The 26,389-nt window shown below is 66.3% G+C and carries 24 protein-coding genes and 1 pseudogene; 9 read left to right on the top strand and 16 right to left on the bottom strand.

From position 1 onward, the window contains the following. Positions 1–21: 21 nt before the first annotated feature. The 7 genes from CLD20_RS17710 to CLD20_RS17680 all read right to left on the bottom strand — a co-directional run bounded on the left by CLD20_RS17710 (position 22) and on the right by CLD20_RS17680 (position 7,620). Positions 22–1,293 carry an FAD-binding oxidoreductase gene (locus tag CLD20_RS17710; protein ID WP_224408000.1) on the bottom strand — a complete coding sequence of 424 codons (1,272 nt, stop codon included), beginning with the start codon at positions 1,291–1,293 and terminating at the stop codon, positions 22–24. 32 nt (positions 1,294–1,325) lie between these two features. Continuing rightward, entirely contained in the window at positions 1,326–2,741 is a 1,416-nt protein-coding gene (locus CLD20_RS17705) for a glutamine synthetase family protein (RefSeq protein ID WP_224407999.1), read from the bottom strand. A gap of 129 nt (positions 2,742–2,870) precedes the next feature. After that, positions 2,871–3,656, bottom strand: a complete 786-nt coding sequence (locus CLD20_RS17700) for a MipA/OmpV family protein (RefSeq protein ID WP_224407998.1) — start codon at positions 3,654–3,656, stop codon at positions 2,871–2,873. Positions 3,657–3,812: 156 nt separating this feature from the next. Next, on the bottom strand, positions 3,813–4,946 hold the full coding sequence (locus CLD20_RS17695) for an ABC transporter permease (RefSeq protein ID WP_224407997.1): 1,134 nt from the start codon (positions 4,944–4,946) through the stop codon (positions 3,813–3,815). A gap of 1 nt (position 4,947) precedes the next feature. Beyond that, positions 4,948–5,877 carry an ABC transporter ATP-binding protein gene (locus tag CLD20_RS17690; protein ID WP_224407996.1) on the bottom strand — a complete coding sequence of 310 codons (930 nt, stop codon included), beginning with the start codon at positions 5,875–5,877 and terminating at the stop codon, positions 4,948–4,950. Beyond that, positions 5,877–6,863: an HlyD family secretion protein gene (locus CLD20_RS17685; protein ID WP_224407995.1), complete on the bottom strand. Its 987-nt coding sequence runs from the start codon at positions 6,861–6,863 to the stop codon at positions 5,877–5,879. Before CLD20_RS17685 ends, CLD20_RS17690 begins: the two co-directional genes overlap by 1 nt. A 1-nt stretch (position 6,864) precedes the next feature. Further along, positions 6,865–7,620, bottom strand: coding sequence for a CerR family C-terminal domain-containing protein (locus CLD20_RS17680; protein ID WP_224407994.1), 756 nt, complete (start codon positions 7,618–7,620; stop codon positions 6,865–6,867). Between the two features lie 118 nt (positions 7,621–7,738). Here CLD20_RS17680 and CLD20_RS17675 point away from each other — a divergent pair, with 118 nt between their 5' ends. Further along, positions 7,739–8,098 carry an MmcQ/YjbR family DNA-binding protein gene (locus CLD20_RS17675; protein ID WP_224407993.1) on the top strand — a complete coding sequence of 120 codons (360 nt, stop codon included), beginning with the start codon at positions 7,739–7,741 and terminating at the stop codon, positions 8,096–8,098. 151 nt (positions 8,099–8,249) lie between these two features. Here the strand turns inward: CLD20_RS17675 and CLD20_RS17670 are convergent, their stop codons facing one another. Continuing rightward, positions 8,250–8,483 carry a hypothetical protein gene (locus CLD20_RS17670; protein ID WP_224407992.1) on the bottom strand — a complete coding sequence of 78 codons (234 nt, stop codon included), beginning with the start codon at positions 8,481–8,483 and terminating at the stop codon, positions 8,250–8,252. Positions 8,484–8,651: 168 nt separating this feature from the next. Then, positions 8,652–9,956 (bottom strand): isocitrate lyase, encoded by a 1,305-nt coding sequence (gene aceA, locus CLD20_RS17665; RefSeq protein WP_224407991.1) that lies wholly within the window; start codon positions 9,954–9,956, stop codon positions 8,652–8,654. Between the two features lie 213 nt (positions 9,957–10,169). Here aceA and CLD20_RS17660 point away from each other — a divergent pair, with 213 nt between their 5' ends. The 6 genes from CLD20_RS17660 (at position 10,170) to CLD20_RS17635 (ending at position 16,166) form a co-directional block, all read left to right on the top strand. Further along, the gene (locus tag CLD20_RS17660) at positions 10,170–11,582 is read left to right on the top strand and encodes a short-chain fatty acyl-CoA regulator family protein (RefSeq protein WP_224407990.1); all 1,413 of its coding nucleotides are present in this window, start codon (positions 10,170–10,172) and stop codon (positions 11,580–11,582) included. 138 nt (positions 11,583–11,720) lie between these two features. Further along, positions 11,721–12,812 carry a polyamine ABC transporter substrate-binding protein gene (locus tag CLD20_RS17655; protein ID WP_370636936.1) on the top strand — a complete coding sequence of 364 codons (1,092 nt, stop codon included), beginning with the start codon at positions 11,721–11,723 and terminating at the stop codon, positions 12,810–12,812. Positions 12,813–12,905: 93 nt separating this feature from the next. Then, positions 12,906–14,075, top strand: coding sequence for an ABC transporter ATP-binding protein (locus CLD20_RS17650; RefSeq protein ID WP_224407989.1), 1,170 nt, complete (start codon positions 12,906–12,908; stop codon positions 14,073–14,075). A 2-nt stretch (positions 14,076–14,077) separates the two neighbouring features. Then, positions 14,078–14,485, top strand: a complete 408-nt coding sequence (locus tag CLD20_RS17645; protein WP_224407988.1) for a hypothetical protein — start codon at positions 14,078–14,080, stop codon at positions 14,483–14,485. Then, positions 14,485–15,375 carry an ABC transporter permease subunit gene (locus tag CLD20_RS17640; RefSeq protein WP_224407987.1) on the top strand — a complete coding sequence of 297 codons (891 nt, stop codon included), beginning with the start codon at positions 14,485–14,487 and terminating at the stop codon, positions 15,373–15,375. The genes CLD20_RS17645 and CLD20_RS17640 overlap by 1 nt, the downstream gene beginning before the upstream one ends. Further along, positions 15,375–16,166: an ABC transporter permease gene (locus tag CLD20_RS17635; RefSeq protein ID WP_255599977.1), complete on the top strand. Its 792-nt coding sequence runs from the start codon at positions 15,375–15,377 to the stop codon at positions 16,164–16,166. The genes CLD20_RS17640 and CLD20_RS17635 overlap by 1 nt, the downstream gene beginning before the upstream one ends. Positions 16,167–16,181: 15 nt before the next feature. On the opposite strand, the gene CLD20_RS17630 is transcribed toward CLD20_RS17635, so the two are convergent. Continuing rightward, complete coding sequence (locus tag CLD20_RS17630; RefSeq protein WP_224407985.1) at positions 16,182–17,924, bottom strand: AsmA family protein; 1,743 nt, start codon at positions 17,922–17,924, stop codon at positions 16,182–16,184. Positions 17,925–18,084: 160 nt separating this feature from the next. Here CLD20_RS17630 and CLD20_RS17625 point away from each other — a divergent pair, with 160 nt between their 5' ends. Continuing rightward, positions 18,085–20,040 carry an acetoacetate--CoA ligase gene (locus CLD20_RS17625; RefSeq protein ID WP_224407984.1) on the top strand — a complete coding sequence of 652 codons (1,956 nt, stop codon included), beginning with the start codon at positions 18,085–18,087 and terminating at the stop codon, positions 20,038–20,040. Between the two features lie 4 nt (positions 20,041–20,044). Here CLD20_RS17625 and CLD20_RS17620 read toward each other — a convergent pair whose 3' ends face one another. The 3 genes from CLD20_RS17620 to CLD20_RS17610 form a co-directional block, all read right to left on the bottom strand. Then, positions 20,045–20,707: a hypothetical protein gene (locus tag CLD20_RS17620; RefSeq protein ID WP_224407983.1), complete on the bottom strand. Its 663-nt coding sequence runs from the start codon at positions 20,705–20,707 to the stop codon at positions 20,045–20,047. Positions 20,708–21,043: 336 nt separating this feature from the next. Then, positions 21,044–22,756 (bottom strand): iron ABC transporter permease, encoded by a 1,713-nt coding sequence (locus tag CLD20_RS17615; protein WP_224407982.1) that lies wholly within the window; start codon positions 22,754–22,756, stop codon positions 21,044–21,046. 80 nt (positions 22,757–22,836) lie between these two features. After that, positions 22,837–23,898: a Fe(3+) ABC transporter substrate-binding protein gene (locus CLD20_RS17610; protein ID WP_224407981.1), complete on the bottom strand. Its 1,062-nt coding sequence runs from the start codon at positions 23,896–23,898 to the stop codon at positions 22,837–22,839. A 265-nt stretch (positions 23,899–24,163) separates the two neighbouring features. Between CLD20_RS17610 and CLD20_RS17605 the strand changes: the two genes are divergently transcribed. Next, positions 24,164–24,613, top strand: a complete 450-nt coding sequence (locus CLD20_RS17605) for a hypothetical protein (protein ID WP_224407980.1) — start codon at positions 24,164–24,166, stop codon at positions 24,611–24,613. Positions 24,614–24,619: 6 nt separating this feature from the next. Here CLD20_RS17605 and CLD20_RS17600 read toward each other — a convergent pair whose 3' ends face one another. The 3 genes and pseudogenes from CLD20_RS17600 to CLD20_RS17590 all read right to left on the bottom strand — a co-directional run. Beyond that, the gene (locus CLD20_RS17600) at positions 24,620–25,288 is read right to left on the bottom strand and encodes an energy-coupling factor ABC transporter ATP-binding protein (protein WP_224407979.1); all 669 of its coding nucleotides are present in this window, start codon (positions 25,286–25,288) and stop codon (positions 24,620–24,622) included. 19 nt (positions 25,289–25,307) lie between these two features. Further along, on the bottom strand, positions 25,308–26,090 hold the full coding sequence (gene cbiQ, locus CLD20_RS17595) for a cobalt ECF transporter T component CbiQ (RefSeq protein ID WP_224407978.1): 783 nt from the start codon (positions 26,088–26,090) through the stop codon (positions 25,308–25,310). Positions 26,091–26,092: 2 nt separating this feature from the next. Continuing rightward, a pseudogene (locus CLD20_RS17590) lies at positions 26,093–26,389 on the bottom strand (cobalt ABC transporter permease); the annotation flags it as partial.

Below are 26,389 nucleotides of genomic sequence, written 5' to 3'. Positions count from 1 at the left end.
GCCTGTCGCCGGGGAGCGACCTCAGAACCGGTCCGCGATCCGTCCGCGCAGGAGGGCAAGGCGCACCAGGCCGCGGCGAATCCAGGTAATGTCAGGCACCTGACTGATCCTCAGATCGGCGTAGAGCTTGAGGTCGTCGGGCGCGCGACCCAGCGCTTCCTCGGCGAGCAGGTGGCCGATATAGGGGGCGAGAGCCACGCCCTGGCCGGAAAAGCCGGCCGCCGCCGAAACCCCGTCGCCGAGGCTGCGGATGAAGGGCACGCGCTCCGGCGTGATGGAGACGACGCCGCCCCATCCATGCGCGATGCCGACATTCTTCAGCTGCGGATAGACGCGCGTCAGGTGCGGTCGGACGAAATCGGCGATGCTGCCGGGAATGGCACCGGCATTCGATTCCCCGCCGCCGAAGAGGAGCCGTCCGTCCGGCGTCTTGCGCCAGTAGCAGACGACGAAATAGCTGTCGGAGGCGCATTCGCCGCCAGGCAGAACGGTTTGGGCGAGGTTGCCCAGCGGCTCCGTCGCCACCATGAAGGAATTGATGCCGAGGGTGCGCCGGCGCGTCAGCTTTTCCAGCGGGCCGGAGCGCCCGTTGGTGGCGAGGATCAGCCGGTCCGCGGTGACGCTGCCCGCTTGCGTGCGGACCGCAAAACCACCGTTCCGGCCGTAGGAGAGGGCGGGGCTCTCCTCGAAGACCCGCGCCCCCGCGGCCTCGGCCGCCTTTGCCATGCCGAGCGCGAAGCGGTAAGGGTCGAGATGGCCGGCGCCGCCGTCGCGCAGGCCCCCGACATAAGAGGTCGAGCCGACCGCCGCCGCGACCGCATCGCGGGAGAGGACGGCGACGTCGGAATAGCCGTAGCGGCTCGTCAGCGCCTCGACGAAATGTTCGTTCTCGTGGGAATCGGCCTCGCGGTGGAAGGTCTCCACCAGCCCGTCCGCGACCGGCTGGCCGAAGCGGGCGGCGAGCCGGCGCACCAGCGCCTTCGCCCGCTCGCCGACATCCCACAGGGCCTTGGCGCGCGCAAAGCCGTAATGCTTTTCCAGCCACAGCACGTCGCGCCGCTGGCCGGAATGGATCTGGCCGCCGTTGCGGCCCGATGCGCCATAGCCGATCCGGTCGGCTTCCAGGACGACGACGCTCGCCCCGGCCTCCGCCAGCGTCAGCGCGGCCGAAAGCCCGGTAAAGCCGCCGCCGACGATGCAGATATCGGCTTTCGTCTCGCCCTGCAGCCTCGGCCGAGGCGCGATCTCGCCGGCTTCGACATGGTACCAGGAAGGGGGGAAGGGCCGCAGCACGGAAGACCCGGATTATCGCTCGTGAAGAAGGATCAGACGCTCAGAAGGAGATACTCGCGCTCCCAGGGGGAGATGACGCCCATGAAGGTCTCGTACTCGGTCTCCTTGATGCTGCGGTAGATGCGCACGAAGGGCTTGCCGAAGATGTCGACCAGCTCAGGCGTGTTTTCCAGGAGCCGGCAGGCGTCGAGGATGGAACGCGGCAGGGTGAAGGGCGCCGAATAGCCGGTGCCTTCCGCCGGCGCGTCCGGCTCCAGCTTGTTGACGAGGCCGAGATAGCCGCAGGCGAGCGAGGCGGCGATGGCGAGATAGGGGTTGGCGTCCGAGGACGGAACGCGGTTCTCCACCCGGCGCGATACGGCGTCCGACAAAGGCACGCGAAGGCCGACCGTGCGGTTGTCGTAGCCCCAGCGCATGTTGATCGGGGCGGAGGTGTGCGGCGTGATGCGCCGGTAGGAATTGACGAAGGGTGCCATCATCGCCATCGCCCGCGGGATGTAGGTCTGCAGGCCGGCGATATAGTAGAGGAACTCCCGGCTCGCCCCGCCCTCCGGATCGGAGAAGATGTTCTCCCCGGTCTCGGCGTTCACCACCGAGTGGTGGATATGCATGGCCGAGCCCGGTTCGTCGGCGATCGGCTTGGCCATGAAGGTGGCGTACATTTCGTGGCGCAGCGCCGCCTCGCGGATGGTGCGCTTGAACAGGAACACCTGGTCGGCAAGCTCGATCGGGTCGCCGTGCCTGAGGTTGATCTCCATCTGAGCCGTGCCCGCCTCATGGGCGAGCGTGTCGATCTCCAGCCCCTGCGCCTCGGAGAATTCGTAGATGTCGTCGAAGAGGGCCTCGAACTCGTTCACCGCCGAGATGGAATAGGCCTGGCGAGCGCGCTCGGTGCGTCCGGAGCGCCCGACCGGCGGTTCCAGCGGATAGTCCGGGTCGAGGTTCGGCTTGACGAGGTAGAATTCCAGCTCCGGGGCCACGACGGGCTTCAGCCCGGCATCGGCATAGAGCTGCACGACGCGCTGCAGCACCCGGCGCGGGGCAACCTCCACCGGCCGCCCGTCGCGGTGGAAGGCGTTGTGCAGCACATGCGCCGTCGGATCCGACGCCCAGGGCACCACGGCGAGTGTGGAAAAATCCGGCCGGAAGACGAGGTCGCCGTCGGTGATCGATTCGGAATATTCCTCCTCGTCGCGCTCCGGATAGTCGCCGGTGATGGTCTGGGTGAAGATCGCCGCCGGCAGCGTCATCGGCTTGTCGGCGAAGAATTTCTCCGTCGGCATCAACTTGCCGCGCGCCACGCCCGCCTGGTCGGGCACGATGCATTCGATGTCCTCGATGGCGCGCTCGCGGCACCATCGGCGACCTTCCTCGGCGTTCGCGACGCCGCGGCTGGCACTGATTTCGGACTGGGGTTCCGGCGCGTCGCGCAGGGGAGATTCGCTCATGAAGGGCCTCGGCCCTTCATATCCCATTTCACGGCCGAAGGCGAAAGCCCGTGATTGGTTGAAAGGGCCGGAAACGGCGGAAATGCGCGTGGAAAAGCCCGGGATCGGTCCCGGTGAGGCTCGCAAGGATCAGTCGAAGAGATCCAGGCCGAACTTGTAGGTAAGGCCGAGCGCGGCGGAGAACTGGTTCTTCGAACCCACCTGGGCGATGGGCGAATTGGCGGCGTCGCCCACCAGGCGTTCGTAGCTCGCCTCGCCGACCAGCGTCCAGTTGCCGGAAAGCTGGTAGCGGCTCTCCGCGCCGAGGCCGAGGCCCTTGATGCCACCGTCCGGGTTGAAGGCGGGAAGGCCCGAGGCGGCAGATTGCGCCGGCGTGACGCCGAGATAGGTCTGCATGTATTCGGAATCGGCGAAGCTGAAGCGCGGTCCGGCCTTGACCTCAAGCCGCTCCAGCGGATTTGCGATCACGTTGGCGCCACCCTCGCCGACGAAGCCGTCATGGCCGGTGACGCCGCGGCGCACAGCCAGGAAGGCCTCCAGCGAACCGCGGCGATAGCCGACCTTGCCGCCGAGCTCGATCGCCGTATCGACGTCGCCGAGGCCGGTCAGCGCCTTGTGGTCGTTGTCGTCGCGCTCGGGAACCACGCGGAAGGAAGGTCCGACCGAAAGCCCCTGATCGGAGCCGCCGCCGAAACTGCCGAGGACGGGGAGCGAAAGGTAGTGCAGCGCGATGAAGGGCTTCGGCTGGACGGTGTAGTCGTCCGCCCCCTCATAGGCCGGGGTGACGGAGGCGCCGCCACCGAGCTCGATGACGAAGTCTTCGCCGCCCGCGCCGTAGGCGGGTGCCGACTCCTGTGCAAGCGCCGCCTGGGAAACAAGCAGCCCCGCCGCGAGGGCCATCGAGAAAACGCGCACTTTAGAGATATCTCCGAACCGCGGGAATCCATCCAACGGTGCAAACAGTACGCCTCCCGGCCGCTGCGGCATACCGCCCCTGTCCTTGTCGGGCCATTTGGTCGGGAACCGTGGCCGAAGGGTCACGCTGCGGGCCGTCTTCGGTTCCCGGCCAACCTAGTCGAGCGTGCGGCGGAAGCGGATGAGGGCGATCGTTGAGATGACGGCGAAGAAGACGAGGATCGGCCACAGATTCGGCCAGATATAGGTAAGGCCGCTTCCCTTCAGCATGATGCCGCGCACGGCGCGCAGGAAATGCGTCAGCGGCAGGGCGTTGCCGATGAACTGCGCCCAGTCCGGCATGCCGCGGAACGGGAACATGAAGCCGGAAAGAAGGATCGAGGGCAGGAAGAAGAAGAAGGTCATCTGCATCGCCTGCAGCTGCGTGCGGGCGAGCGTGGAGAAGGTGTAGCCGAGCGTGACGTTGGCGCCGATGAAGATGAGGAGGGCGACGGCAAGCGTCACGTAGCTTCCCTGCATCGGCACATGGAAGAGCAGGAGGGCGGCGGCGATGATGATGCCGACCTGAAGGAAGCCGAGGCCGATATAGGGCACGATCTTGCCGATCATGATCTCGACCGGCTTCACCGGCATGGCGAGGAGGTTTTCCATCGTCCCGCGCTCGATCTCGCGCGTCAGGGCGAGCGCCGTCATTAGGATGGTGGTCATGGTCAGGATCGTGCCGAGGAGCCCGGGCACGATGTTATACTGGGTGATGCCCTCCGGATTGTAGAGCCGGTGGATGACGACCTCGGCCTTCGGGTTATTGGTCTTCCTCGCACCCAGCGGGCCGCTGAGTGCATGGGCGATGGCGCGGTTGACGATCTCCGGCATGGCCGCGACCGCGTTCGCCGAGGCTGCGGGATCGGTCGCGTCCGCCTCCAGCACGATCTGCGCATCCTTGCCGCGCACCAGGTCGCGCTCGAAGCCGGGCGGGATGGTGACGACGAAGGAGAGCGTGCCTTCCTCCAGGGCGAGCCTCGCCTCCTGCTCGCGCGACAAAAGCGGCGCGATGGCGAAATAGCCGGAGCTTTCCATGCCGGCAACGACGGCGCGTGCCACGGGTCCGCCGTCGAGGACGAGGATGCCGGTCGGCAGCTTCTTCGGATCCGTATTGATGGCGTAGCCGAAGAGCACGAGCTGGATGATGGGGATGGCGAGGATCATCGCGAAGGTGAGCCGGTCGCGGCGCATCTGGATCACCTCCTTGAGGAGGACGGCCTTGATGCGCGACAGCGAGAGGAAGCCCATCTTAGGCCTCCAGTGCCTGGGCCTGGCTCATCAGGCGGATGAATACGTCCTCCAGCGTCGTCTCGCCACCCAGAACGTTGATGTCGAATTTGCTTTCCGCCTCCTCCACCGCCGCCTTCAGCGCGGCGGCGTCGGAGCCGACCACATGCACTTCCGCCCCGAATGGAGCGACCTGTTCCACGCCCTTGGCGCCCGTGAGCGCCTTGGCCGCCCGGCTCGCATCCTTGCCCGTCAGGATGAAGGTGGAGAGCTTCGATTGTTCGACGATCTCCGCCACCGTGCCGCGGGCGACGATGGTGCCGTAGGCGATGTAGACGATGCGGTGACAGCGCTCCGCCTCGTCCATGTAGTGGGTGGAGACGAGGACGGTGAGGCCGTTCTCGGCGAGCTCGTGGATCTCGTCCCAGAATTCGCGCCGCGCCTTCGGATCGACCCCCGCCGTTGGCTCGTCGAGGAGGAGGAGATCGGGCTTGTGCATGATGCAGGCGGCAAGCGCGAGCCGCTGCTTCCAGCCGCCCGACAGCGTGCCGGCGATCTGCTTACGGCGGGAATGGAGGCCGAGGTCCTTCAGCGTCTGTGCTGCCACCTGGTGCACGCTCTTCATGCCGTAGAGCCGGGCGACGAAGACGAGGTTCTCCTCAATGGTGAGGTCCTCGTAGAGCGAGAAGCGCTGCGTCATGTAGCCGACGCGCCGCTTGATCTCCTCGGCCTGGGTGATGATGTCGTAGCCGAGGCAGGATCCCTCGCCGCCATCGGGGCGAAGGAGGCCGCAGATCATGCGGATCGTCGTCGTCTTGCCGGAGCCGTTCGGGCCGAGGAAGCCGACGATCTCGCCGCGGTCGATCTCAAGGTCGATGTCCTTCACCACCGCCTTGCCGCCGAAGCGCTTGGTGAGGTTCTCCACGCGGATCGCGGCAGCCTGCCCGGCCATCACACGCCCCCCGGGCCCTTGAGCCTGATATCGACGGGCTGGCCGACGCGCAGCTCCGCCGCCTCGCCGGCAGGCCGCGCCTCGGCGCGAAAGAGGAGCTTTTCGCGCCGCTGCTGCGAAAAGATGACGGGCGGGGTGAACTCCGCCTCGGCCGAGATCCGGGTGACGCGCGCCGAAAGGTTCGCCGGGCAGTTGTCGCAGGTCACGGCGACCTCGTCGTCGCGCGCGAAGCGGGCGAGCATCGGCTCGGGAATGAAGAACACGATCTTGCGCTTGGCGTCCGGAAGCAGCGAAAGGGCCGGCGCCCCGGCCGAAAGCACCTCGCCCGGTTCGTAGTAGACGTCGTCGACGAGGCCGGCTTCCGGTGCCGCCACGACGGCCTTGCCGAGCTGCGTCCTCGCCTGATCCAACGATGCGCCGGCGGCCTCCACCTTTCGCTCGGCCGCCTCGATCTGCGCCGTGCGGGCCGGCAGCGTCGCCACTTCCTTCTGCCGGTTCGCCTCGGCGAGCTGCGCCTCGGCGACCCTCAGCGCTTCGCGCGCCTGGTCGAGCCGTGCCCCGGCGATGACGCCCCGGTCGAAGAGCTCCTCCTGGCGATGGTATTCCCGCTCCGCCTGAACGCGCGTCGCCTCGGCCTTGTCGATCTGCGCCGAAATGACAGCAAGCTCTGGCGGGCGCTGGCCTTCGCGGCGATCGGCAAGCTCAGCCTTGGCGGCCGAAAGCTCGGCCTGCGCCTGCTCCAGCTGCGCCTGGAGGGTCTTGGTCTCCAGCCGGAAGAGGATATCGCCCGCCTTCACCCGCTCGCCTTCGTGCACGTCGATCGAAGCGATGCGGCCGGCGATCTCGGGCGCGGCGTAGATGAAATCGCCCTCCACATATCCCTGGAGGAGCTCGCCTTCCGCCTCGCCCGCGGGCTTGCAGCCGGCAAGTCCCGCAACGGTCAGGGCGGCGAGGAAAGCGGCAACGAGAAACCGCGCTGTGCCCATCTCATGCCTCCGCGCTGCGATGCAGATCTTCGACGATGAGCCGCACATGCTGCTTCAGCATCGTCTTGACCTCGCCGAGCAGCCGTTCGTCGTAGCGTTCAAGCCCGAGCCGGCGCAGCACGACCGCCTCGCCGACGCGCAGGAAGATCGCCTGGCCGATGAGCAGAAAGACGCGCAGACGCACCGCCTCGCTCTGCCCGTCCGTTCCGGTGGCGATCCCGAAAGCGAGGCAGACGCGCTCGTGCAGGCGCTGCATGACGGAATCGTAGATGATGTCGAAGGCCGGCGAAGGCTGCATCTGCTCGCGCAGCACGAAGCGCGCCACGCGCCGCATGTCCTCGCTGCCGACCAGCACGTCGACGACGGTCTCCATGACGATGTCGAGCTCTGCAAGCGCCGCCTCGGGCGTTTCCGGCGGCGGCGACAGCACCACCTGCGGCGCGCGCTCGGCCACCCGATCGCCGATCAGTCCGGCGATATAGGTTGCGACGGCCCTGTAGAGCTCCTCCTTGCCGCCGAAATGGTAGGAGATCGCGGCGACGTTGGCGCGTGCGAGCTTGGCGACGTCGCGCACGGAGGCCGCATGCAGGCCGCGCTCGCCGAAAAGCTCCAGCGCCGCATCGAGAATCCGCTCGCGCGTTCCGTCGCCGGGAATATTGGCAGGGCTTTGAGCGGGAGTAGGCTTTCCGGGTGGCACGCGCTTTTCCTTGCGAGCTGCGGCGGCGAGCACGCCGTCCATGGCCGAGATATAGATCAAACGTTTGTTTTAGTCAAACGATCGTTTGAACCTGTATCGGAGACGTCCCCCTCGGCATGGCATGAAATCGGCCGCCCTCTCCGCTAGCTTGACGGGCCGGACCGATGGGGAGCCCATGATGACCTACGAGGAGTTCAACGCCTTCTGCGCCGGCCTGCCGGCAACGACGCATGTCGTCCAGTGGGGCGGGGCCGAGGTGTGGAAGGTCGGCGGCAAGGTGTTCGCCATCGGCGGCTGGCAGGAGGATCGTCCGGCCTACACCTTCAAGGCGAGCGAGATCTCCTTTGAGGTCCTGAAGGATCAGCCGGGTTTGCGGCCGGCGCCCTATCTCGCTTCGCGCGGCCTCAAATGGATCCAGCACTACGGCGCGCCCGGCCTCACCGATGCGGAGCTCCGCGACTATCTGCGCGCCTCGCACGCATTGGTCGCGGCCGGTCTGTCGAAGAAGAAGAGGAAGGAGCTGGGGCTCGGCGGCTAGCGCCGTGACCGCCCGCATGGAGCGGCCCGAAAGGAAGGGCCAGGGGTTCTGCGCGCGTTTCCGTCAGCGGTGCAGCGGGGTAAGGCCGCGGCGAGGCCCGCCGCGGGAAAAGGGCCGGGCGAGGCGCCCGGCCGAAATTTGAATGATGCGGCTAGCGCTGCTTGACCACGATGGGGACGAGCAGGTCGCCCCAGAATCCATCTTCGGAATGGTGGCGGGCGGTGCGCTGCAGCTCGACCGAAAGGCCGGCATCGACGCAGCCGATGACCGCCTGGTTCAGCCGGTGCAGCTCATTGGCGAGCACTCGGATCGCCGCCTGCTGCTCGTCGGTCATTTCGGAGGAAAGCGCTTCGGCGCGCTCCTTCACCGGCGGTTTGGTCAACATTGTCTCCAATTCCTCATCGGGCGCCGCGAGATCGGCACCCTTCTTGAGCACACCGGATGGCACCGGAGGCCAATGAAGGGTGCGCGACATGGCGGCGAAAAATCAAGCCTGCAGGCGGATGCCTGCAGGCTTTTTGTTGCGCCCCTTGCGGGGCGCGGCCCCCCTCGCTCAAGCGGCGTGGGCGCGCTCCTCCATCTCCTTGCGGAACTGGGCCGATTCCGTCGATTCGCCCATCGCGGTCGTCGACGAGGAACCGCCGGTGATCGCCATGGAGACCGCGTCGAAATAGCCCGTGCCGACCTCGCGCTGGTGGCGCGTCGCCGTGTAGCCGTTGGCCTCTGCCGCGAACTCGGCCTGCTGCAGCTCCGAATAGGCCGCCATCTGGCGATCCTTGTAGCCGCGGGCGAGCTCGAACATGCCGAAGTTCAGCTGGTGGAAGCCGGCCAGCGTGATGAACTGGAACTTGTAGCCCATCGCGCCGAGCTCCCTCTGGAACTTGGCGATCGTCTCCTTGTCCAGGTTCTTCTCCCAGTTGAAGGAGGGCGAGCAATTGTAGGCGAGCATCTTGCCCGGATGGAACTTGTGCACGCCTTCCGCGAAGCGCCGCGCCTGCTCGAGGTCCGGCTTGGAGGTCTCGCACCAGATGAGGTCGGCATAGGGCGCGTAGGCAATGGCGCGGGCGATGCAGGGCTCCAGCCCGTTCTGCACCCGGTAGAAGCCTTCCGCCGTGCGGCCTGCGTCGTAATCGACGAAAGGCCGGTCACGCTCGTCGATGTCGGAGGTGAGAAGCTTGGCAGCTTCCGCGTCGGTGCGCGCCACGACGAGGCTCGGCACGCCGCAGACATCGGCCGCGAGACGCGCGGCGGTGAGGTTGCGGATATGCGCCGAGGTCGGGATCAGCACCTTGCCGCCGAGATGGCCGCACTTCTTTTCCGAAGCGAGCTGGTCCTCGTAATGCACGCCCGCCGCGCCGGCCTCGATATAGGCCTTCATCAGCTCGAAGGCGTTGAGCGGGCCGCCGAAGCCGGCCTCCGCATCGGCCACGATCGGCGCGTACCAGGTCTCCACCGACTGCGAGCCCTCGGAGGTCTCGATCTGGTCGGCGCGCTGGAAGGTGCGGTTGATCTTGCGGGCGAGCTCAGGCCCGGAATTGGCCGGGTAGAGCGACTGGTCGGGATACATCGCCCCGGCGACGTTGGCGTCGGCCGCCACCTGCCAGCCGGAGAGATAGATCGCCTTCAGCCCGGCGCGGACCATCTGCATGGCCTGGTTGCCGGAAAGGGCGCCCAGCGCGTTGACGAAATCGTCCTCGTGCAAGAGCTTCCACAGCCGGTTGGCGCCGTGCTCGGCGATCGTGTACTCGATCTTCAGCGAGCCGCGCAGCTTCTTGACGTCGTCGGCCGTGTAGGGGCGCTCGATACCTTCGTAGCGGCCTTCCGGCGCCGTCGGAACGAGCTTGTTGAAATCTGTCATGTCAATCTCCTTACCTTCCGCCCCCGCCTCTTCTCGGGTTGATTGTCGTCGCATTTACATCGCAGCGCACAAAATGCCAGCGCGGAAGCGCCGGAAGGCAGGGAATTGAAGTGAAGTTGTAAGGCGTGCGCAGCGCGCTCTGTTTAGTATGTAAAGAATTTACAAGCCTCGCTGCCGGCTGTAGGTTGCGCTCCTGTCGCAGCGGGGAGAGGCATGGCCGAACGCAAGATCTTCGCGGGTCCGCGCATCCGCCGCATCCGCAATTCCCTCGGCCTCACCCAGGCCGATATGGCCGGGGCGCTGGAGATCTCGCCGAGCTATCTCAATCTCATCGAGCGCAACCAGCGTCCCCTCACGGTGCAGGTGCTGCTGAAGCTGCAGGCGGCCTTCGACATCTCGGCCGCCGAACTGCAGCTCGACGAGGAAGGCGAGGGGCTCGACGCCCTGAAGACCGTCTTCGCCGATCCGCTTCTGTCCGACGAGGTGCCCAGCCCCTCCGAGCTGGAGGAGGTGGCGGAGGCCGCGCCCAATGTGGTGCGCGGCGTCGCCCGTCTTTACGAGGCCTATATGGAAGGGGCGGGGCGGCTGACGGAGCTCTCCCAGCTTCTCGCCGAAGGCGGCGAATTGCGGGCCGAGATGACGGCGCGCCTGCCCTTCGATCGCGTGGCCGCCTATTTCGAGGAGGCGGGGCCGTGGATCGGCGAGCTGGAAGAGGCCGCGTCTGCCCTGACGGATGAACTGACGCCGCGCGACGATCCCTTCGCGGCGCTGAAGGCGCATCTGCGCGAGCGCCACGGCATCGACCTCAGGATCCTGCCGACGGGGGCGCTGCCGGACGAGCGTGCCCGCTTCGACCGCCATTCCATGCGCTTCTTCATCTCAGAGGCGGTGCCGCTTATCGACCGGGCCTATCTCGTCGCCCTGCAGGTGGCCCAGTCCGGCCACGGCCAGATGATTGCCAGGCTCGCCAACGAGGCCGGGCTCAAGGACGGCGAGAGCCAGCGCCTGCTGCGCGCCGGCTTTGCCCGCCGTCTGGCGGATGCGATCCTCGTTCCCGCGCCGCGCCTAGCCGGCGCCGCGCGCGAACTGCGCTTCGACATCGCCGCGCTCTGCCATCGCTTCCAGACCCGCGGCGCGCGCATCATGTCGCGCCTCGCCATCCTCGGCGGCCGGCCCGATGCCGGCTTCGAGGCCGCGCTCCTCGTCCTCGACGCGGCCGGCTCGCCCATCCTGCGTGTGCGCGGCGCCGGTTTCCCCTTCGCCCGCTTCGGCGCCCCCTGCGGCCGGCTGCCCGTCTTCGACCGGCGCACGGAAAGCGGCGTTCTCGCCGCCCGTCTCGTCTTTCCGGACGGGGCGACCTTTCTGGCGCTCGCCGCCCGCGAGGCGGAGGCCCTGGCGGAAACCTCGCTGCCGCCACCGCTCAGGATCAGCCTGCTCGCATTTCCCGAGCGCTTCGCCTCCGAGACCTCGTACGACTTCGTGCGGGCCGCCCCGCCGCGGCCGGTGGGCGTCACCTGCCGGCTGTGCGAGCGCGAAGGTTGCGCCCACCGCGCCCAGCCGCCGGCGACCCGCCCGGCCGGTCTCGCCGACTACCGGATCGCCAAGTCGGACCGCGAGATTCCTTAAGATGCCTCAGATTTCTGCATGGCAGCGATTGAAGCAGGCCGGCGCTCGTGCCTATGCTGCCGACCCATGATTGGGGTTGAAGCCGGCTGCGCTGCGATGAAGCGGGAAAAGCCCGGCCGTCCAAGAAGGGAGCATTTCATGCTGAGAGCGCTGATGGGCGTGGCCGCGGGCCTCGCCATGGCAGGCTTTGCCACTGCCGCCTCCGCCCAGGAGGAGAAGGTCGTCAACGTCTACAACTGGTCCGACTACATCGACGAGACGATCCTGGAGGACTTCACCAAGGAGACCGGCATCAAGGTCGTCTACGACGTCTACGATTCCAACGAGATCCTGGAAACGAAGCTCCTCTCCGGCGGCACCGGCTACGACGTCGTCGTGCCCTCCGCTGCGCCCTTCATGGTCCGCCAGATCCAGGCCGGCGCGCTGCAGAAGCTCGACAAGTCAAAGCTGCCGAACCTCACCCATGTCTGGGACCAGATCGCCGAGCGGGTCTCCAAATACGATCCGGGCAACGAATACTCGGTCAACTACATGTGGGGCACGACGGGCATCGGCTACAACGTCGACAAGATCGCCGAGCGCATGGCGGATGCGCCGACCGATTCCTGGGAGCTGGTCTTCAATCCGGACGTCGTCTCCAAGTTCTCCGATTGCGGCGTCTACATGCTCGACGCCCCGGCCGAGATGATCCCGGCCGCGCTCAATTATCTCGGTCTCGATCCCAATTCCAAGGATCCGGGCGACATCGCAAAGGCCGAAGAGGCGCTGAAGAAGATCCGACCCTACATCCAGAAGTTCCACTCCTCCGCCTATATCGATTCCCTCGCCAACGGCGACATCTGCCTCGCCGTAGGCTGGTCGGGCGACGTCTTCCAGGCGATCGATGCCGCGGCCGACGGGGTCAACGTGAAGTACGTCATTCCGAAACAGGGCGCGCAGATGTGGTTCGACCAGATGGCGATCCCGGTGGACGCCCCGCATCCGGACAATGCGCATACCTTCATCAACTACATGCTGCGTCCGGAAGCCGTCGCGAAGGCCTCCAACTACGTCTTCTACGCCAACGGCAACAAGGATTCCGTCCAGTACATCGACGCGGAAGTGAAGGACGATCCCGCGATCTACCCGCCCGAGGACGTGATGGAGAAGCTCTATACGGTCGATTCCTACGACCCCAAGACGCAGCGCCTCATCACCCGCGCCTGGACGAGCGTGAAGACCGGCCAGTAGTCTCGGCGAGCGGGAAGGGCCCGGCGCCCCTCCCGCCGCCTCGCAAGGCAGCCGGGCGGCTTTCGCAGCACAACGAAGGGGCAGGGTTCGCGCATGGCCAAGACGCTCGGTCCCGTGAGGCGCAGTTTCCAGCCGTGGAACGATCCGAGCGAGCCCGCCTTCATCGAGCTCAGAAACGTCACCAAGCGCTTCGGCGAATTCACCGCCGTCGATAACCAGTCCCTCACCGTCTACGAGCGCGAATTCTTCGCCCTTCTCGGCCCTTCCGGCTGCGGCAAGACCACGCTCCTGCGCATGATGGCGGGCTTCGAGGAGCCGAGCGAGGGGGAGATCCTGCTGGAAGGACAGCCGCTGACGGGCGTTCCCCCACACCGGCGTCCCGTCAACATGATGTTCCAGTCCTATGCGCTCTTTCCGCACATGAACGTCGCCGACAACATCGCCTTCGGCCTGAAGCAGGAGGGGATGGGCAAGGCCGATATCGCCCAGCGGGTCGCCGAGATGCTGCGCCTCGTCAAGCTGGAAGAGTTTTCCGCCCGCAAGCCCTCGCAGCTCTCCGGGGGCCAGCAGCAGCGCGTCGCTCTCGCCCGCGCCCTCGCCAAGCGCCCGAAGGTGCTGCTTCTCGACGAGCCGCTCGGCGCCCTCGACAAGAAGCTGCGCGAGGAGACGCAGTTCGAACTCGCCGACCTGCAGCAGGATCTCGGCCTCACCTTCGTTATCGTCACCCACGACCAGGAGGAGGCGATGACCATGGCCGACCGCATCGCGGTCATGGACCACGGCCGCATCATCCAGGTGGCGACGCCCGCCGAGATCTACGAGGCGCCTGCGACCCGCTACATCGCGGACTTCGTGGGCGACGTGAACATCTTCGAAGGCACGGCCGAGCCGCTTGCCGGGGGCGGGCTGCGCATCGCCACCTCCGCCGGCTTCGCCGTCGAGGTGGCGGCAGCGCCGAACGGCGCGGCGGCACCCGCCCGCGGCGACACCGTCTGGTTCGCCATCCGGCCGGAGAAGATGGTGATCAGCCATGACAGGCCGGCCGGGGCGAAAGAGGGCACGGCACCGAACCTGATCGAGGGCGAGGTCTGGGATATCGGCTATCTCGGCGACGTCTCCATCTACAACGTCAGGCTTGCCTCCGGCGACGTGGTGCGGGCGACCCGCCTCAACGCCGACCGCGAGGTCGAGCGGCCGATCACCTGGGAGGACCGCGTCTGGATCTCCTGGCGTGCCGATGCCGGCATCGTTCTGGCGGGGTGAGGATGGCCGACGCTCTCGACCGTGCTTTCTTCAATCCGCTCGATCCGCGGGATCGGGCCGAGAGGGGCCGCGGCCGGGCCGCCGAGTTCCGCCGCCTTCACATGATGGCGGCCGTGGCATGGGCAATGGGCGCGTTCGTGCTGCTGGCGGTCTGGCGTCCGGGGCTCGCTCTTCCTTGGCTCGGCGCCGTGATCGCCGGGCCGATCCTGCTGCTCGGCGCGGCGATGGGGCTGCGGCTGTTGCTGTCCGGCTCGGGCGGAAGGCTGCCGGGCCCGTCGCGCCTCGTCCTCCTCTCCGGCCTCGTCTTCGCCGGCTTCGCCCTCGGCTCCTTCTGGCTCGGCGTGCCGGCGGCGCTTGCAGCGCTCGTCGTCGTCCTCTTGCCGCTGCGGCGGGCGGGGGGAGCGGGCTGATGGCGGGCCTGCGCCTCTTCTTCGGGCGGTGGATCGTCACCATCGTCCCGTATGTGTGGCTTCTGGTCTTCTTCCTTGCCCCGTTCCTAATCGTCCTGAAGATTTCCTTCTCGGCGACGGCAATCGCCATGCCGCCCTACGTGCCCGTCTTCGACCAGCTTGCCGGTTTCTGGGAGAAGGCGAAGGAGCTCTCCTTCGACAACTATCTGTGGCTCACCCAGGACGCCCTCTACATCAAGGCCTATCTTTCCTCGCTGAAGATCGCCGTGATCTCGACGCTGATCACGCTCCTCCTCGGCTATCCCATGGCGCTGGCGATGGCGCGGGCGCCCGACAGGCTGCGCCCGATCCTCCTGATGGCGGTGATCCTGCCCTTCTGGACGTCCTTCCTCATCCGTGTCTACGCCTGGATCGGCATCCTGAAGCCTGAGGGTCTTCTCAACCAGGCGCTGATGGCGACCGGCCTCATCACCGAGCCGCTGCAGATCATCAACACCGACTGGGCCGTCTATATCGGCATCGTCTATTCCTACCTGCCCTTCATGGTGCTGCCGCTCTACGCCACGCTGGAGAAGATGGACTACCGCTTGATCGAGGCGGCGACCGATCTCGGCGCGACGCCGCTCAAGGCCTTCTGGCAGATCACCATCCCGCTCTCCCTGCCGGGCATTCTCGCCGGCTCGCTGCTCGTCTTCATCCCCGCCGTCGGCGAGTTCGTCATCCCGGATCTTCTCGGCGGCTCCGACACGCTGATGATCGGGCGCACGCTCTGGGTGGAGTTCTTCTACAACCGCGACTGGCCGGTCGCCTCCGCCGTCGCCATCATCCTCTTGCTGCTGCTCGTCGTGCCGATCGTCATCTTCCAGAAGATGCAGGAAAGGTCGGCGTGATGAGGCGTTTCACGGCCTTCAACCTGACGACCCTCACGCTCGGCATGGCCTTCCTCTACCTGCCGATCCTCATTCTCATCCTCTATTCCTTCAATGCCTCGCGCATCGTCACGGTCTGGGGCGGATTTTCCACCCGCTGGTATGTGCAGCTGATGCAAAACGAGAGCATCCTCGACGCTGCCTGGGTGACGCTACGGGTCGGGCTGCTCTCCGCGACGATCGCTACGGTCCTCGGCACGCTGGCGGCGATCGCGCTGGTGCGCTCGGGGCGGTTCTTCGGGCGCACGCTGTTCTCCGGCATGGTCTATGCGCCGCTTGTCATGCCGGAAGTGATCACCGGCCTGTCGCTCCTCCTCCTCTTCGTGGCGATCAATTTCGACCGCGGCTTCTGGACCGTCACCATCGCCCACATCACCTTCGCCATGTGCTTCGTGGCGGTGGTCGTGCAGTCGCGGCTGATGTCCTTTGACCGCTCGCTGGAGGAGGCGGCGCTCGACCTGGGCGCGACGCCCGCAAAGACCTTCTTTGCGGTCACCCTGCCGCTCATCTTCCCGGCCGTCGCCGCCGGATGGATGCTCGCCTTCTCCCTGTCACTCGACGATCTCGTCATCGCCAGCTTCACCACGGGGCCGGGGGCGACGACGCTGCCGATGAAGATCTACAGCCAGGTCCGCCGCGGCGTGACGCCGGAGATCAACGCCGTCTGCACCATCCTCGTCGCTTTCGTGGCGACGGGTGTCCTCGCGGCTTCGGTGATCGGAAAGGTGCGGGCGCCGGCAAAGGCGCCCTGAGGCTAGCAGGAAAAATCAGTTGGAAGGGGGCGGGGAGAGGGCGACTTCCGGGCTCGCCAGCGTGCCGACGATGCGCACCGGCATCGGCTCGGCGCCGGCGCTTTTCGCCGTCATCGTGCCGGAAAGGGCAAGGGTCCGGCTTTCCAGGCCGACATCGCCGGAAAGCTCCGCGGTATAGCCGGGGTTTTCCACCTTGCAGTTCGCAATATGGGCGATCTCTTCGGCGAAGGTGATCTCGGCCGCGAGGCTGGTGAAGTCGGTGCTGGCATTGGCCGAAAGTAGAGGCGTCGTCTCGGCGGCCTTTCGGCTGCGGATGGCGGCAAGGTCGATATAGGGCAGTCGCCCGTTCGCCGCGGCGACTGACACGCGCCCCTGCAGCCCCTCGACCATGTCGAGGAGCCGCTCGCCACCGGAGCGCAGCTCCGCCGAGATGTCGGCGAGGCCGGCGAAGGAGGAAAGGCCGAGCGCGGCGAGAAGATCGCCGCCCTTGACGGCGCCTGCCCTCAGCGAGGCCTCCATTGCCGGCACGTTCTCTTCCTGGGCGAGGCTGATGAAGCCGCTGAGCCGTCCGCCATAGAGGCCAGCCTCGGCGATGGTCAGTGTCGCCTTGCCATCGTTGACGAGGAGGGACGCCCCGACGGAGGAAAGACGGAGCGACTTCAGGCGCATTTCCTCGGCCGAGACGCGCAGATCGGCCGAAAACTCGTCGAGCCAGTCGGCGTTGATGCGACCGGAGAGAAGGTTCTCGCCATCCTGCCAGTCGACGAGATGGGCGATGGCCGGCGACATATCCAGGCTCGGGAAGGCGAGCGTGCCCGAGAGCGACGGTTTGGAAGCGAGATCGAGCGTGAACGCCCCGCGCCCGGAGACGCCGTTCACCGCCACGCTGGCATCGGAAAAGCTCGCCTTTCGGCCGGATATCTCCACGTTGGAATCGATACGCAGCGCCTTCACCGGGGTCGTTTCGGCATAAGGGTTGCCGACCCAGGTGAGGAAGCCGGTCAGGTCCTCCGCGTTGAAGGCGCCGCGACCGAGCAGAGCAGGCTGGCGCGGATTGCGCATCGTTCCGGAAAAGGAGCCGTTGAAGCGTGTCGACTGCAGGTCGGCGCTGAGCGGCGTCTCGCCGCCGCGGATGAAGCGGTAGGGCTCCTGGGCGGAGGCGGAGAGATTGACTTCGGCGCCGCGCCAGTCGAGCCGGCCTGAGACCTCGATCGGGCGGCGCACGCTGTCCCATTTGAGGCCGAGATTGACGTTGGAGAGTTCCTCGCGCTGCTCGGTGATCTCGTCGATGTAGAGAATATGCCCTTCCTGAACCGAGAAGGAGCCGAGCCGCACATCCCCGGCGAAGGCGAGCTGCAGCGCCGCCGCGCCGCTGTCGAAGTCCCAGCTCCGGCGGCCATCCGCCTCGCGGACGAGGCGGATGTCGGGCGCCACGATGGAGAAGTTCTCCACCTGCACCTCGCCGATGAACAGGGGCAGGATGCGGATGGAGGCCTTCAGGAACCGCATGGTGACGAAGGGCTCGTTGCCGCCGTCGGGGCCGGCGATGCGCACGTCCTTCAGCTTGACGGAAAGGTTCGGCAGCACGGTGATGACGGCATCGCCCTGCAGCGAGACCTCGCGGCCCGTCCAGGCGGAGATCTGTTCACCGATCTGCTGCTTGACGTCGTCGGCCGAGATGATCCGGGTGGCGAGATAGCCCAGCCCTCCGAGGAGGACGAGCAGCACGCATAAAGCGATGAGAGAGCGCCTCACCATCCGATTAATTCTCCGTTAGACCCCGGCGATAGGCACTTTGCCGGCGGAACGCAAGGCGCGGAAAAGGCTAGTCACATCTTGCGCTCTTGGCGCTCCCCGCCGGCTGTGGCATGCCATGGGCAACCCGCAAACACTTCGAAAAAAGCGCAGGGAAACGCCGATGACCGATACGCCCCTCTGGACGCCCGATCCTTCCAAGGCCGCCGCGACGCCGATGGCGCGCTTCGCGAAAGGGCTCGCGGAAAAGACCGGCAAGGACCTTGAGGGTTTTCGCGCCCTGCATAGCTGGTCGACGGCCGAGCCGGCAGCTTTCTGGGATGCCGTGTGGGACGAGTGCGCGGTGATCGGCGAGAAGGGCGAGCGTATCCTGGAAAACCCCGACGCGATGCCGGGCGCCGCCTTCTTCCCGGATGCGCGGCTGAACTTCGCCGAAAACCTCCTTCGCCGCTCCGGCGCGGAGGACGCCCTCGTCTTCCGCGGCGAGGACAAGGTGGAATACCGCCTCTCCTGGGATGATCTCGCGGCCCTCGTCTCGCGCCTTCAGCAGGCGATGCGCGCGGCCGGCATCGGACCGGGTGATGCCGTCGCCGCGATGATGCCGAACATGCCGGAGACGATCGCGGCGATGCTCGCTGCTGCCTCCCTCGGCGCCATCTGGTCCTCCTGTTCGCCCGATTTCGGCACGCGGGGCGTCCTCGACCGTTTCGGCCAGATCGCTCCGAAGCTGCTCATCGCGCCGGATGGCTACTATTATGGCGGCAAGACCATCGAGGTGGCCGAGAAACTCGGCATGATCGCCGACAAGCTGCCCTCGGCGGAAAAGGTCGTCGTCGTCCCCTATATCGGCCGGACCGGAGAAGTCGCCGCGGCCGTCCCCCGGGGCGAGACGCTCGATGCCTTCCTCGAGGGGTTCGCCCCTGCCGAGCTCACTTTCGAGCGCATGCCCTTCAACCACCCGCTCTACGTTCTCTTCTCCTCCGGCACGACCGGCGTGCCGAAGTGCATCGTCCACGGGGCGGGCGGCACGCTGCTGCAGCACCTCAAGGAGCACCGGCTGCATTGTTCGCTCGTGCCCGGGGAAAGGCTCTTCTACTTCACCACCTGCGGCTGGATGATGTGGAACTGGCTCGTCTCCGGCCTCGCCGCCGGGGTGACGCTGCTCCTCTATGACGGCTCGCCCTTCTATCCCGACGGCAACACGCTCTTCGACTACGCAGAGGCGGAGAAGATGACGATCTTCGGCACCTCGGCGAAGTTCATCGACGCGGTGCGCAAGGCGGGGCTGGAGCCGGCCAGGACGCACGACCTCTCCGCGCTCCGCATGATGACCTCGACCGGTTCGCCGCTGGCGCCGGAGAACTTCGATTTCGCCTACCAGTCGATCAAGGCGGACATGCATCTCGCCTCCATCTCCGGCGGCACCGACATCGTGTCCTGCTTTGTCCTGGGCAATCCGCTGGAACCGGTCTGGCGCGGCGAGATCCAGGGGCCGGGCCTCGGCATGGCCGTCGATGTCTGGGACGAGGACGGTCAGCCGGTGAAGGGCGCCAAGGGCGAACTCGTCTGCGCCCGCCCGTTCCCCTCGATGCCGGTGGGCTTCTGGAACGATCCGGACGGGAGCAGATACCGGGCCGCCTATTTCGAGCGGTTTCCGGGCGTGTGGTGCCATGGCGATTTCGCCGAATGGACCGGGCACGGCGGCATGGTGATCCATGGCCGTTCGGACGCCACGCTCAATCCCGGCGGCGTGAGGATCGGCACGGCGGAGATCTACAATCAGGTCGAGCAGATGCCGGAGATCATGGAGGCCCTCGCCATCGGCCAGGATTTCGAGGGCGATGTGCGCGTCGTGCTCTTCGTGCGCCTCGCCGAGGGCGTCGATCTCGACGAGGAACTGACCATGCGCATCAAGAAGCAGATTCGCGAGGGCGCCTCTCCGCGCCATGTGCCGCAGAAGATCGTCGCCGTCGCCGACATTCCGCGCACCAAATCGGGCAAGATCACCGAGCTGGCGGTCCGCGACGTGGTGCACGGGCGCGAAGTGAAGAATGTGGAGGCGCTCGCCAATCCCGAGGCGCTCGACATCTACAAGGACATTGAGGCGCTCCGCTTCTAGAGGCTCAGTAGATATCGCGCAGCGCCTCGTTCGCGGCGATCAGGTCGGAGAGCGGCGAGACGCTGTTCGCGCCCGCGGCGAGCGGTGCGAGCCTGACTGCCGAAAAGCGCGCGAACTCCTCCCTGGTCGCTTCCAGCGCGGTGGCATAGGCAAGGTCGAACAGGCTCTTGCCTGCATTCGGCCCCGCGGCGACGAGCTTGCTTCCTTCTCTGGAGGTGGGGCTGTCCTTGTTGAGATCCGAATGGCTCGGTGCGTTCGGGCCGCACAGCTTTGGCGAGCCGATCCACCATGTGCCGCTGACGATGGCGGCGGGAAGGCTTGAGAGCTTCTGGTTCCAGACGGGTATCGCGGCGTCGTTCCGGTGCAGCTCGATCCAGTTCGAATGGGCGTAGAAATCCTGCATCGTGTGCAGCAGCGCGCCGAAGGCGCCGAGCGCCACGTCGGGATGTTTGTCGGCGAGCTGGTCGATGACGTTCCACTCGTCGGCGATATGGGAGATACCGCCCGGGAAGTCGCAATTGTCGAAATGCACGCAGCTCTGCGTCTGCAGGAGATCCTGCGCGATGTTGGCGGCAACCACGAAACCGAGCTGCTGCTGGTCGAGAATGTCGTCATTGGCCGCCTCGGTGAGGTCGCCGTGATAGCCGAGGTCGAACGCAAGCTTCATGGCCTCACCCTCATCCAACAGCGCTCCGTTCCAGGCGCCTCGCCCTCCGCCTGATTGGTATCTTCCAGCAATGATTGCGCGATGCCGCGCAGATGTTCCGGCTGATACGGATGTCCGGCGATTGCCCTCTCGTGAACTCCTATCGAGCTGCCGCAACGCAACCGAGAAGACACGTTCGCATCATTTGCCAGAATAATACAACTTTAAGTGATAAATCCGCAAGATGTGGCGCACAATCCTCCATGTCGCGGGACTTCAGGAGCGACCCGACGAAGGCAGATTTTCGGCACGCAGTGCGCCCTGACCAGTCGCTGGAGGCGGGCTCGCCCGCAGCCCTCAGCCGGAGCCGCGGCGCTCGGGGGCGGCCGGTGCGGCGTTCTTGAGCAGCATCACCACCGGCACGAGCCCAACGAGAACGATGAGGAGAGCCGGGATCGCCGCATCGCCATAGGCGGCGCGCGAGGCCCGTGAATAGACCAGCGTCGCCAGCGTGTCGTAGTTGAAGGGGCGCAGGAGCAGCGTTGCCGAAAGCTCCTTCAGGCTGTCGACGAAGACGAGCAGGAAGGCGGCGCCCAGCGCCTTCTTCATCAAGGGCACATGCACGTCGAACAGGGTTTGCTGCGCCGTCCGGCCAAGCGTTCTGGCGGCCATGTCGAGATGCGAGGTGACCTTGGAAAGTCCGGCCTCGATCGTGCCCTGTGCGACGCCGAGGAAGCGCACCGAGCAGGCGTAAACGATCGCCGCCGCCGAGCCGGTGATGAGAAGGCCCGTTGAGACATCGAAGGTGGCGCGCATGAAGGCGTCCACCGAATTGTCGAGCCTTGCGAGCGGCACGAGGATACCGAGGGCGAGCACCGTGCCGGGAACGGCATAGCCGATCAGGGCGACCTTCAGGGCCGCGTGCTGGAAGCGCGAGGCGGCAAGACGGGCACAATAGGCGAGGACGAGGCCGGCGACGACGGTCACGATGCCGGTGGCCGCCGCCACCGTGACGCTGTGCGTCGCGGCCGCCAAAAGCTCCGGATGGGCGAACTTGGCGAGCCGCCTCGAGGCGAAATCGAGGAGGACGTAGCCCGGAATGCCGATGCCGAGCAGTGGCGGCATGGAGCACAGGAAGGCCGCGCCCGCGGCGCGCCAGCCTTTGAGCGTGATGCGGAAGCGACCGCGCTCGGCGCGCCCCACATGGTAGCGTTGCCGCCCACGCGCGGCGCGTTCGGCCGCGATCAGCACGACGACGAAACCGACCATGACGGTGGCGATCTGAGCGGCCCCGGCGAGCGAGCCGCGGTTGAGCCAGGTGTCGTACACCGAGAAGGTCAGCGTGCGGATCCCGAGAAAGTCGACGGCGCCGATGTCGTTCAGCGTCTCCATCAGGCAGAGTGTGATGCCGATGGCGATCGCCGGGCGGGCCAGCGGCACGGCGACGCGGAAGAAAGCGGAAAAGCGGCTGCAGCCGAGCGTCTGGGCGACCTGCAGGGCCGTCACCGACTGCATCAGGAAGAGAAGCCGGGTCGTCATGTAGACGTAGGGATAGAGGACCGACGACATGATGACGATGGCGCCGGGCAGGTTGCGCACCTCGGGCGACCAGTACTCGCGCACGCTCGTATATCCGCCGGCGGCGCGGATGGCGGTCTGCAGCGGGCCGGTGAAATCGAAGAACTCGATATAGGTGAAGGCGGCGATGTAGAGCGGCATCGCGAAGGGCAGCACCAGCGCTACTTCCAGGAAGCGCCGGCCGGGAAACGTGAAATTGGTGACGAACCAGGCCGCGACGACGCCCATCGTGGACGAGAGGATGGCGACGCCGGCCATCAGAAGAAGCGTCGTGCGCACGGCATGCGGCAGGACGGTGGAGACGAGGTGCGGCCACACGCCCTGGGAGGAGCCCATGGCGATGACGAGGACCGCCACGAGCGGAACCAGCACCAGCGCCGTAACGAGCCAGGCGAGGCCGGAGAGCAGCCGGTGCCCGCCGAGTGCGTTACGCGCGCCGCGTCGGCGCCAGGAAAAGATGCGAAAAGAAAGCAGCGGTTCCTGCGGCGTCACCGGAGCCGGTCCTTCTCAGGCGGTAACGCAAAAAGGCCCGGCGTTCGCCGCCGGGCCCTTCCTGCAGATGAGGGGTTCGCTCAGGAGCTCGGCCCCTCGTCGAAGCCGACCTTGTCGACCAGCTCTGAAGCCTTCTTGCGATAGCGGGCGATTTCCGCCAGCGGCAGCTCGTCCGGATGAATCTCGCCCCAGGACGCGACGATGTCGGAAGCCGGCACACCCGCCTTCACGGGATATTCGAAGTTCTTCTCCGCGTAGATGTGCTGCGCCTCGTCGCGGGTGGCGAATTCCATGAACTTCAGCGCGTTCTCGGGGTGCGGGGCGTTCTTGGCCATCGCCATGCCGGAGATGTTCACATGTGCGCCGCGCGCATCGTTGTTGGGAAAGAGGATCTTGAGCGCGTTTGCCCATTCCTTCTGCTCCGGCTCCTCCTCGTTGGTCGCCATCACGCCGACATAGTAGGTATTGCCGACGGCGATGTCGCACTCGCCGGAAAAGATGCCCTTGGCCTGATTGCGGTCGTTGCCCTCCGGGCGCCGGGCGAGGTTGTTCTTCAGCCCGCGCAGCCATTCTTCCGTCGCCTCCTCGCCGTGATGGGCGATCATCGAGGCGATGAGGCCGATATTGTAGACGTGCTGGCCGGAGCGGATGCAGATGCGGCCCTTCCACTTCGGGTCGGAGAGCTCCTCATAGGTGATCGTATCCTGCTCGACGCGCTCCTTGGAGGCGTAGACGACGCGGCTGCGCGTCGTCAGGCCGAACCAGTGACCCTCCGGGTCGCGGTACTGCGCCGGGATATCCCTCTCGATGACCTCGTCCGTGACGGGCTGCGTGATGCCCATCTGCTTGGCGTTTTCCAGCCGGCCGATATCCACGGTCATGATGACGTCGGCGGGTGAGTTGGCGCCCTCCGCCTGGATGCGCTCCTCCAGCCCCTGGGCGAGGAAGACGGTGTTGACCCTGATGCCGGTCTCCTTTTCGAAGGCCTCGGTGATCGGGGCGATCAGATAGGGCTGGCGGTAGGAGTAGATATTGACCTCTCCTTTCTCCTCAGCGCTGGCACTGCCAGGACCGAGAAGCGCGACCGCGCCCCCAATGAGAAGCGCCGTCAGCGTGCCGGGTCGGCGCGAAAAATCGAACATGAAATACCTCCGGATGAAAGGGTTCAAAGCCCAGACATGGAAAGAGCAAACGCCGCGTTTGCCGAGCGCGGACTATAAATTGGGGAGGTTCAGAGTCAACAATTGCAGATCACGAAATCGTCAGTAAAATCAAGACTTTAGAAGTATTCCAAACAAACTCCGCCGCCTGTGACGAACGGGCGCAGCGGTCGCCATGGTGCCGCTGTGCGGCAAACATATATCCGGTATCGAATATGAAGCCTGAACCTGCCGCAAGGAGAACCGGATGCTCAAGATCCTCGCCACGCTCGCTTTTTCCCTTCTCGTTGTCGCGGTCCCGGCCCCGACGCCGGCCTCGGCGCAGGAAAAGCCGAAGCTCGTCACGGTGCTGACCGCGGCCGAGCCAGAGACCCAATTGATGGCGATGATCCTCACCATGCAGGCCGTGCAGCAGGGTTCGAGCGCCCATATCCTCCTGTGCGGCCCGGCGGGCGATCTGGCGCTGAAGAGCCCGCCCTCGACCGCGCTCGCACTGCAGAAGCCGAAGGCCATGAGCCCGCAGGGTCTGATGAAGACGCTCATCGAAAAGACCGGCACAAAGGTCGAGGTCTGCGCCCTTTACCTGCCCAACAAGGGCGTCGGCCAGGAGGCGCTGATCGAGGGCGTCGCGCCCGGCAAGCCGGAGGCGATGGGCGCCAGGCTGATCGCCGATAACACCCGCATACTGAGCTTCTGAGCCGCTTTAGCGGCAGCGCGGCTCGCGTTCCTCGATCCGGCCATCGACCATGAAGAGGGTACGCGTCGCGATTTCGCGGCGGAAACGGTGGTCGTGCGAAACGAGGATCATCGCCTGCGGCAGGGAAAGGAGTATTTCCCTGAGGCGCGCCTTGTTGTCGACGTCGAGCGCATTGGTCGGCTCGTCGAGAAGGAGAACGTCGGGCTGCATGGCAAGGACCGCCGCGAGCGTGACGAGGCGCTTCTCCCCGCCAGACAGCTTGTGGGTGATGCGATCGCGAAACGCCGAAAGGTCGAGACGGGCCAATACCTCGTCGACGATCGCCATCGCCTCCTCGCGGCCCTTGCCGAGATTGAGCGGGCCGAAAGCGACGTCCTCCGCCACGGTCGGACAAAAGAGCTGGTCGTCCGGATCCTGGAAGACGAGGCCGGCGCGCCGCCGCACTTCGTGGAAATCCTTCTCCTTGCGCCTTTCGGAGCCGAAGGCCAGGACCCGGCCGGCTTGCGGCTTCAGCAGGCCGACGATCACCTGCAGCAGCGTCGATTTCCCGGCCCCGTTATGGCCGCCGATGCACAGCCGCTGCTTCTCCAGGAGTGTGAGAGAAGCGCCGCGCAGCACCGGCGGTCCGCCCGGATAGGCAAAATGGACGTCGGACAGCGTGATGAGCTCGGACATCTTGCTCTCTCCGGCCGGGCTAGAGGCTGAGCTGAAGCGCGACGAGCGCACCGAGGAATGCCGTGAACCCGGCCGCGAAGAGGAGGTCGCGGCCCGAAAACGCCAGTTCGTCCAGAAGCGGGATGCGCCCTGTGAAACCACGGCACTTCATCGCCGCCAGAACCCTTTCGGAGCGTTCGATGGCGCGTACAAGCATCATGCCGAGGAGGTAGCCGAGCGAGCGCAGCGTATGGTGGTTGGTCGCCGGCTGGAAACCGCGCGCCTTCATGGCGAGGCGCAGCCGCTGGTACTCCTGATGCAGCACGTCGATGTAGCGCACCGTGAACATCAGGAGATGAACGAGGCCCTCCGGCATCTTGAGGCGGCTCAGCGCGTGGCCGAGCGTCACGGGCTCCATGGAACCGACCAGCGCCATGAGGGCGAGGATCACCGCATTCGCCTTGAGCGCGATCGCCACGGCCTGCCAGAGCCCTTCCCAGCTGGCGGCAAATCCGAAGAGCGTGAAGATTGGCTCTCCGGGCACGGTGAAGGGCAGCATGGCGATGAGAAAGACGATGAAGGAATCCATCGCCGCCATGCGCTTCAGCGTTGCGGCGACCGGCAGGCGTGCCGCCAGCATCAGCGCCATGGCGGCCGCAAGGCCGATGCACAGCAGCGACATGTCCTCGAGCGCCACGATCACGATGGAGAAGGCGATGGCCGCGAGGATGCGGCTGCGCGGATCGACGCCGGCGAGCAGCGTGCGCTGCGGGCCGGCGGTATCGCTGAGGGCCGGCCTTTCGGCGCCGAGGACATGTCCCATGCTCAGGCCGCCTTCATCTTGCGGCGCGCGGCGAAATAAAAGCCGATGCCGAAGATGCCGAGGATGTAGCCGATCCCTCCGAGAACCGATTGGAGGTCGCGCTTTTCCTTGTAGGCCTCGATGTCGCGCCGGAGCGGGTTCACCTGTTTCTGCACGGCCTCGGTGACCATCCGCCGCTGCTCGTCGAGGAGCGCTTCCATGTCGATGGCCTCCGGGGCCGGGTTGGCGGCGGGCGCGTCCGGAGCCGCGGCCTCCCCGGCCTCCGAAACAGGCGCCGCGGTCGCCGCCGCGGGGCGGGC

The sequence above is a fragment of the Afifella sp. IM 167 genome (assembly GCF_020144925.1).
In the GTDB taxonomy this organism is placed as follows: Bacteria; Pseudomonadota; Alphaproteobacteria; order Rhizobiales; family Afifellaceae; genus Afifella.
Note: the sequence above shows the minus strand (reverse complement) of the source record. Positions and strands in the feature narration are given on the sequence as shown.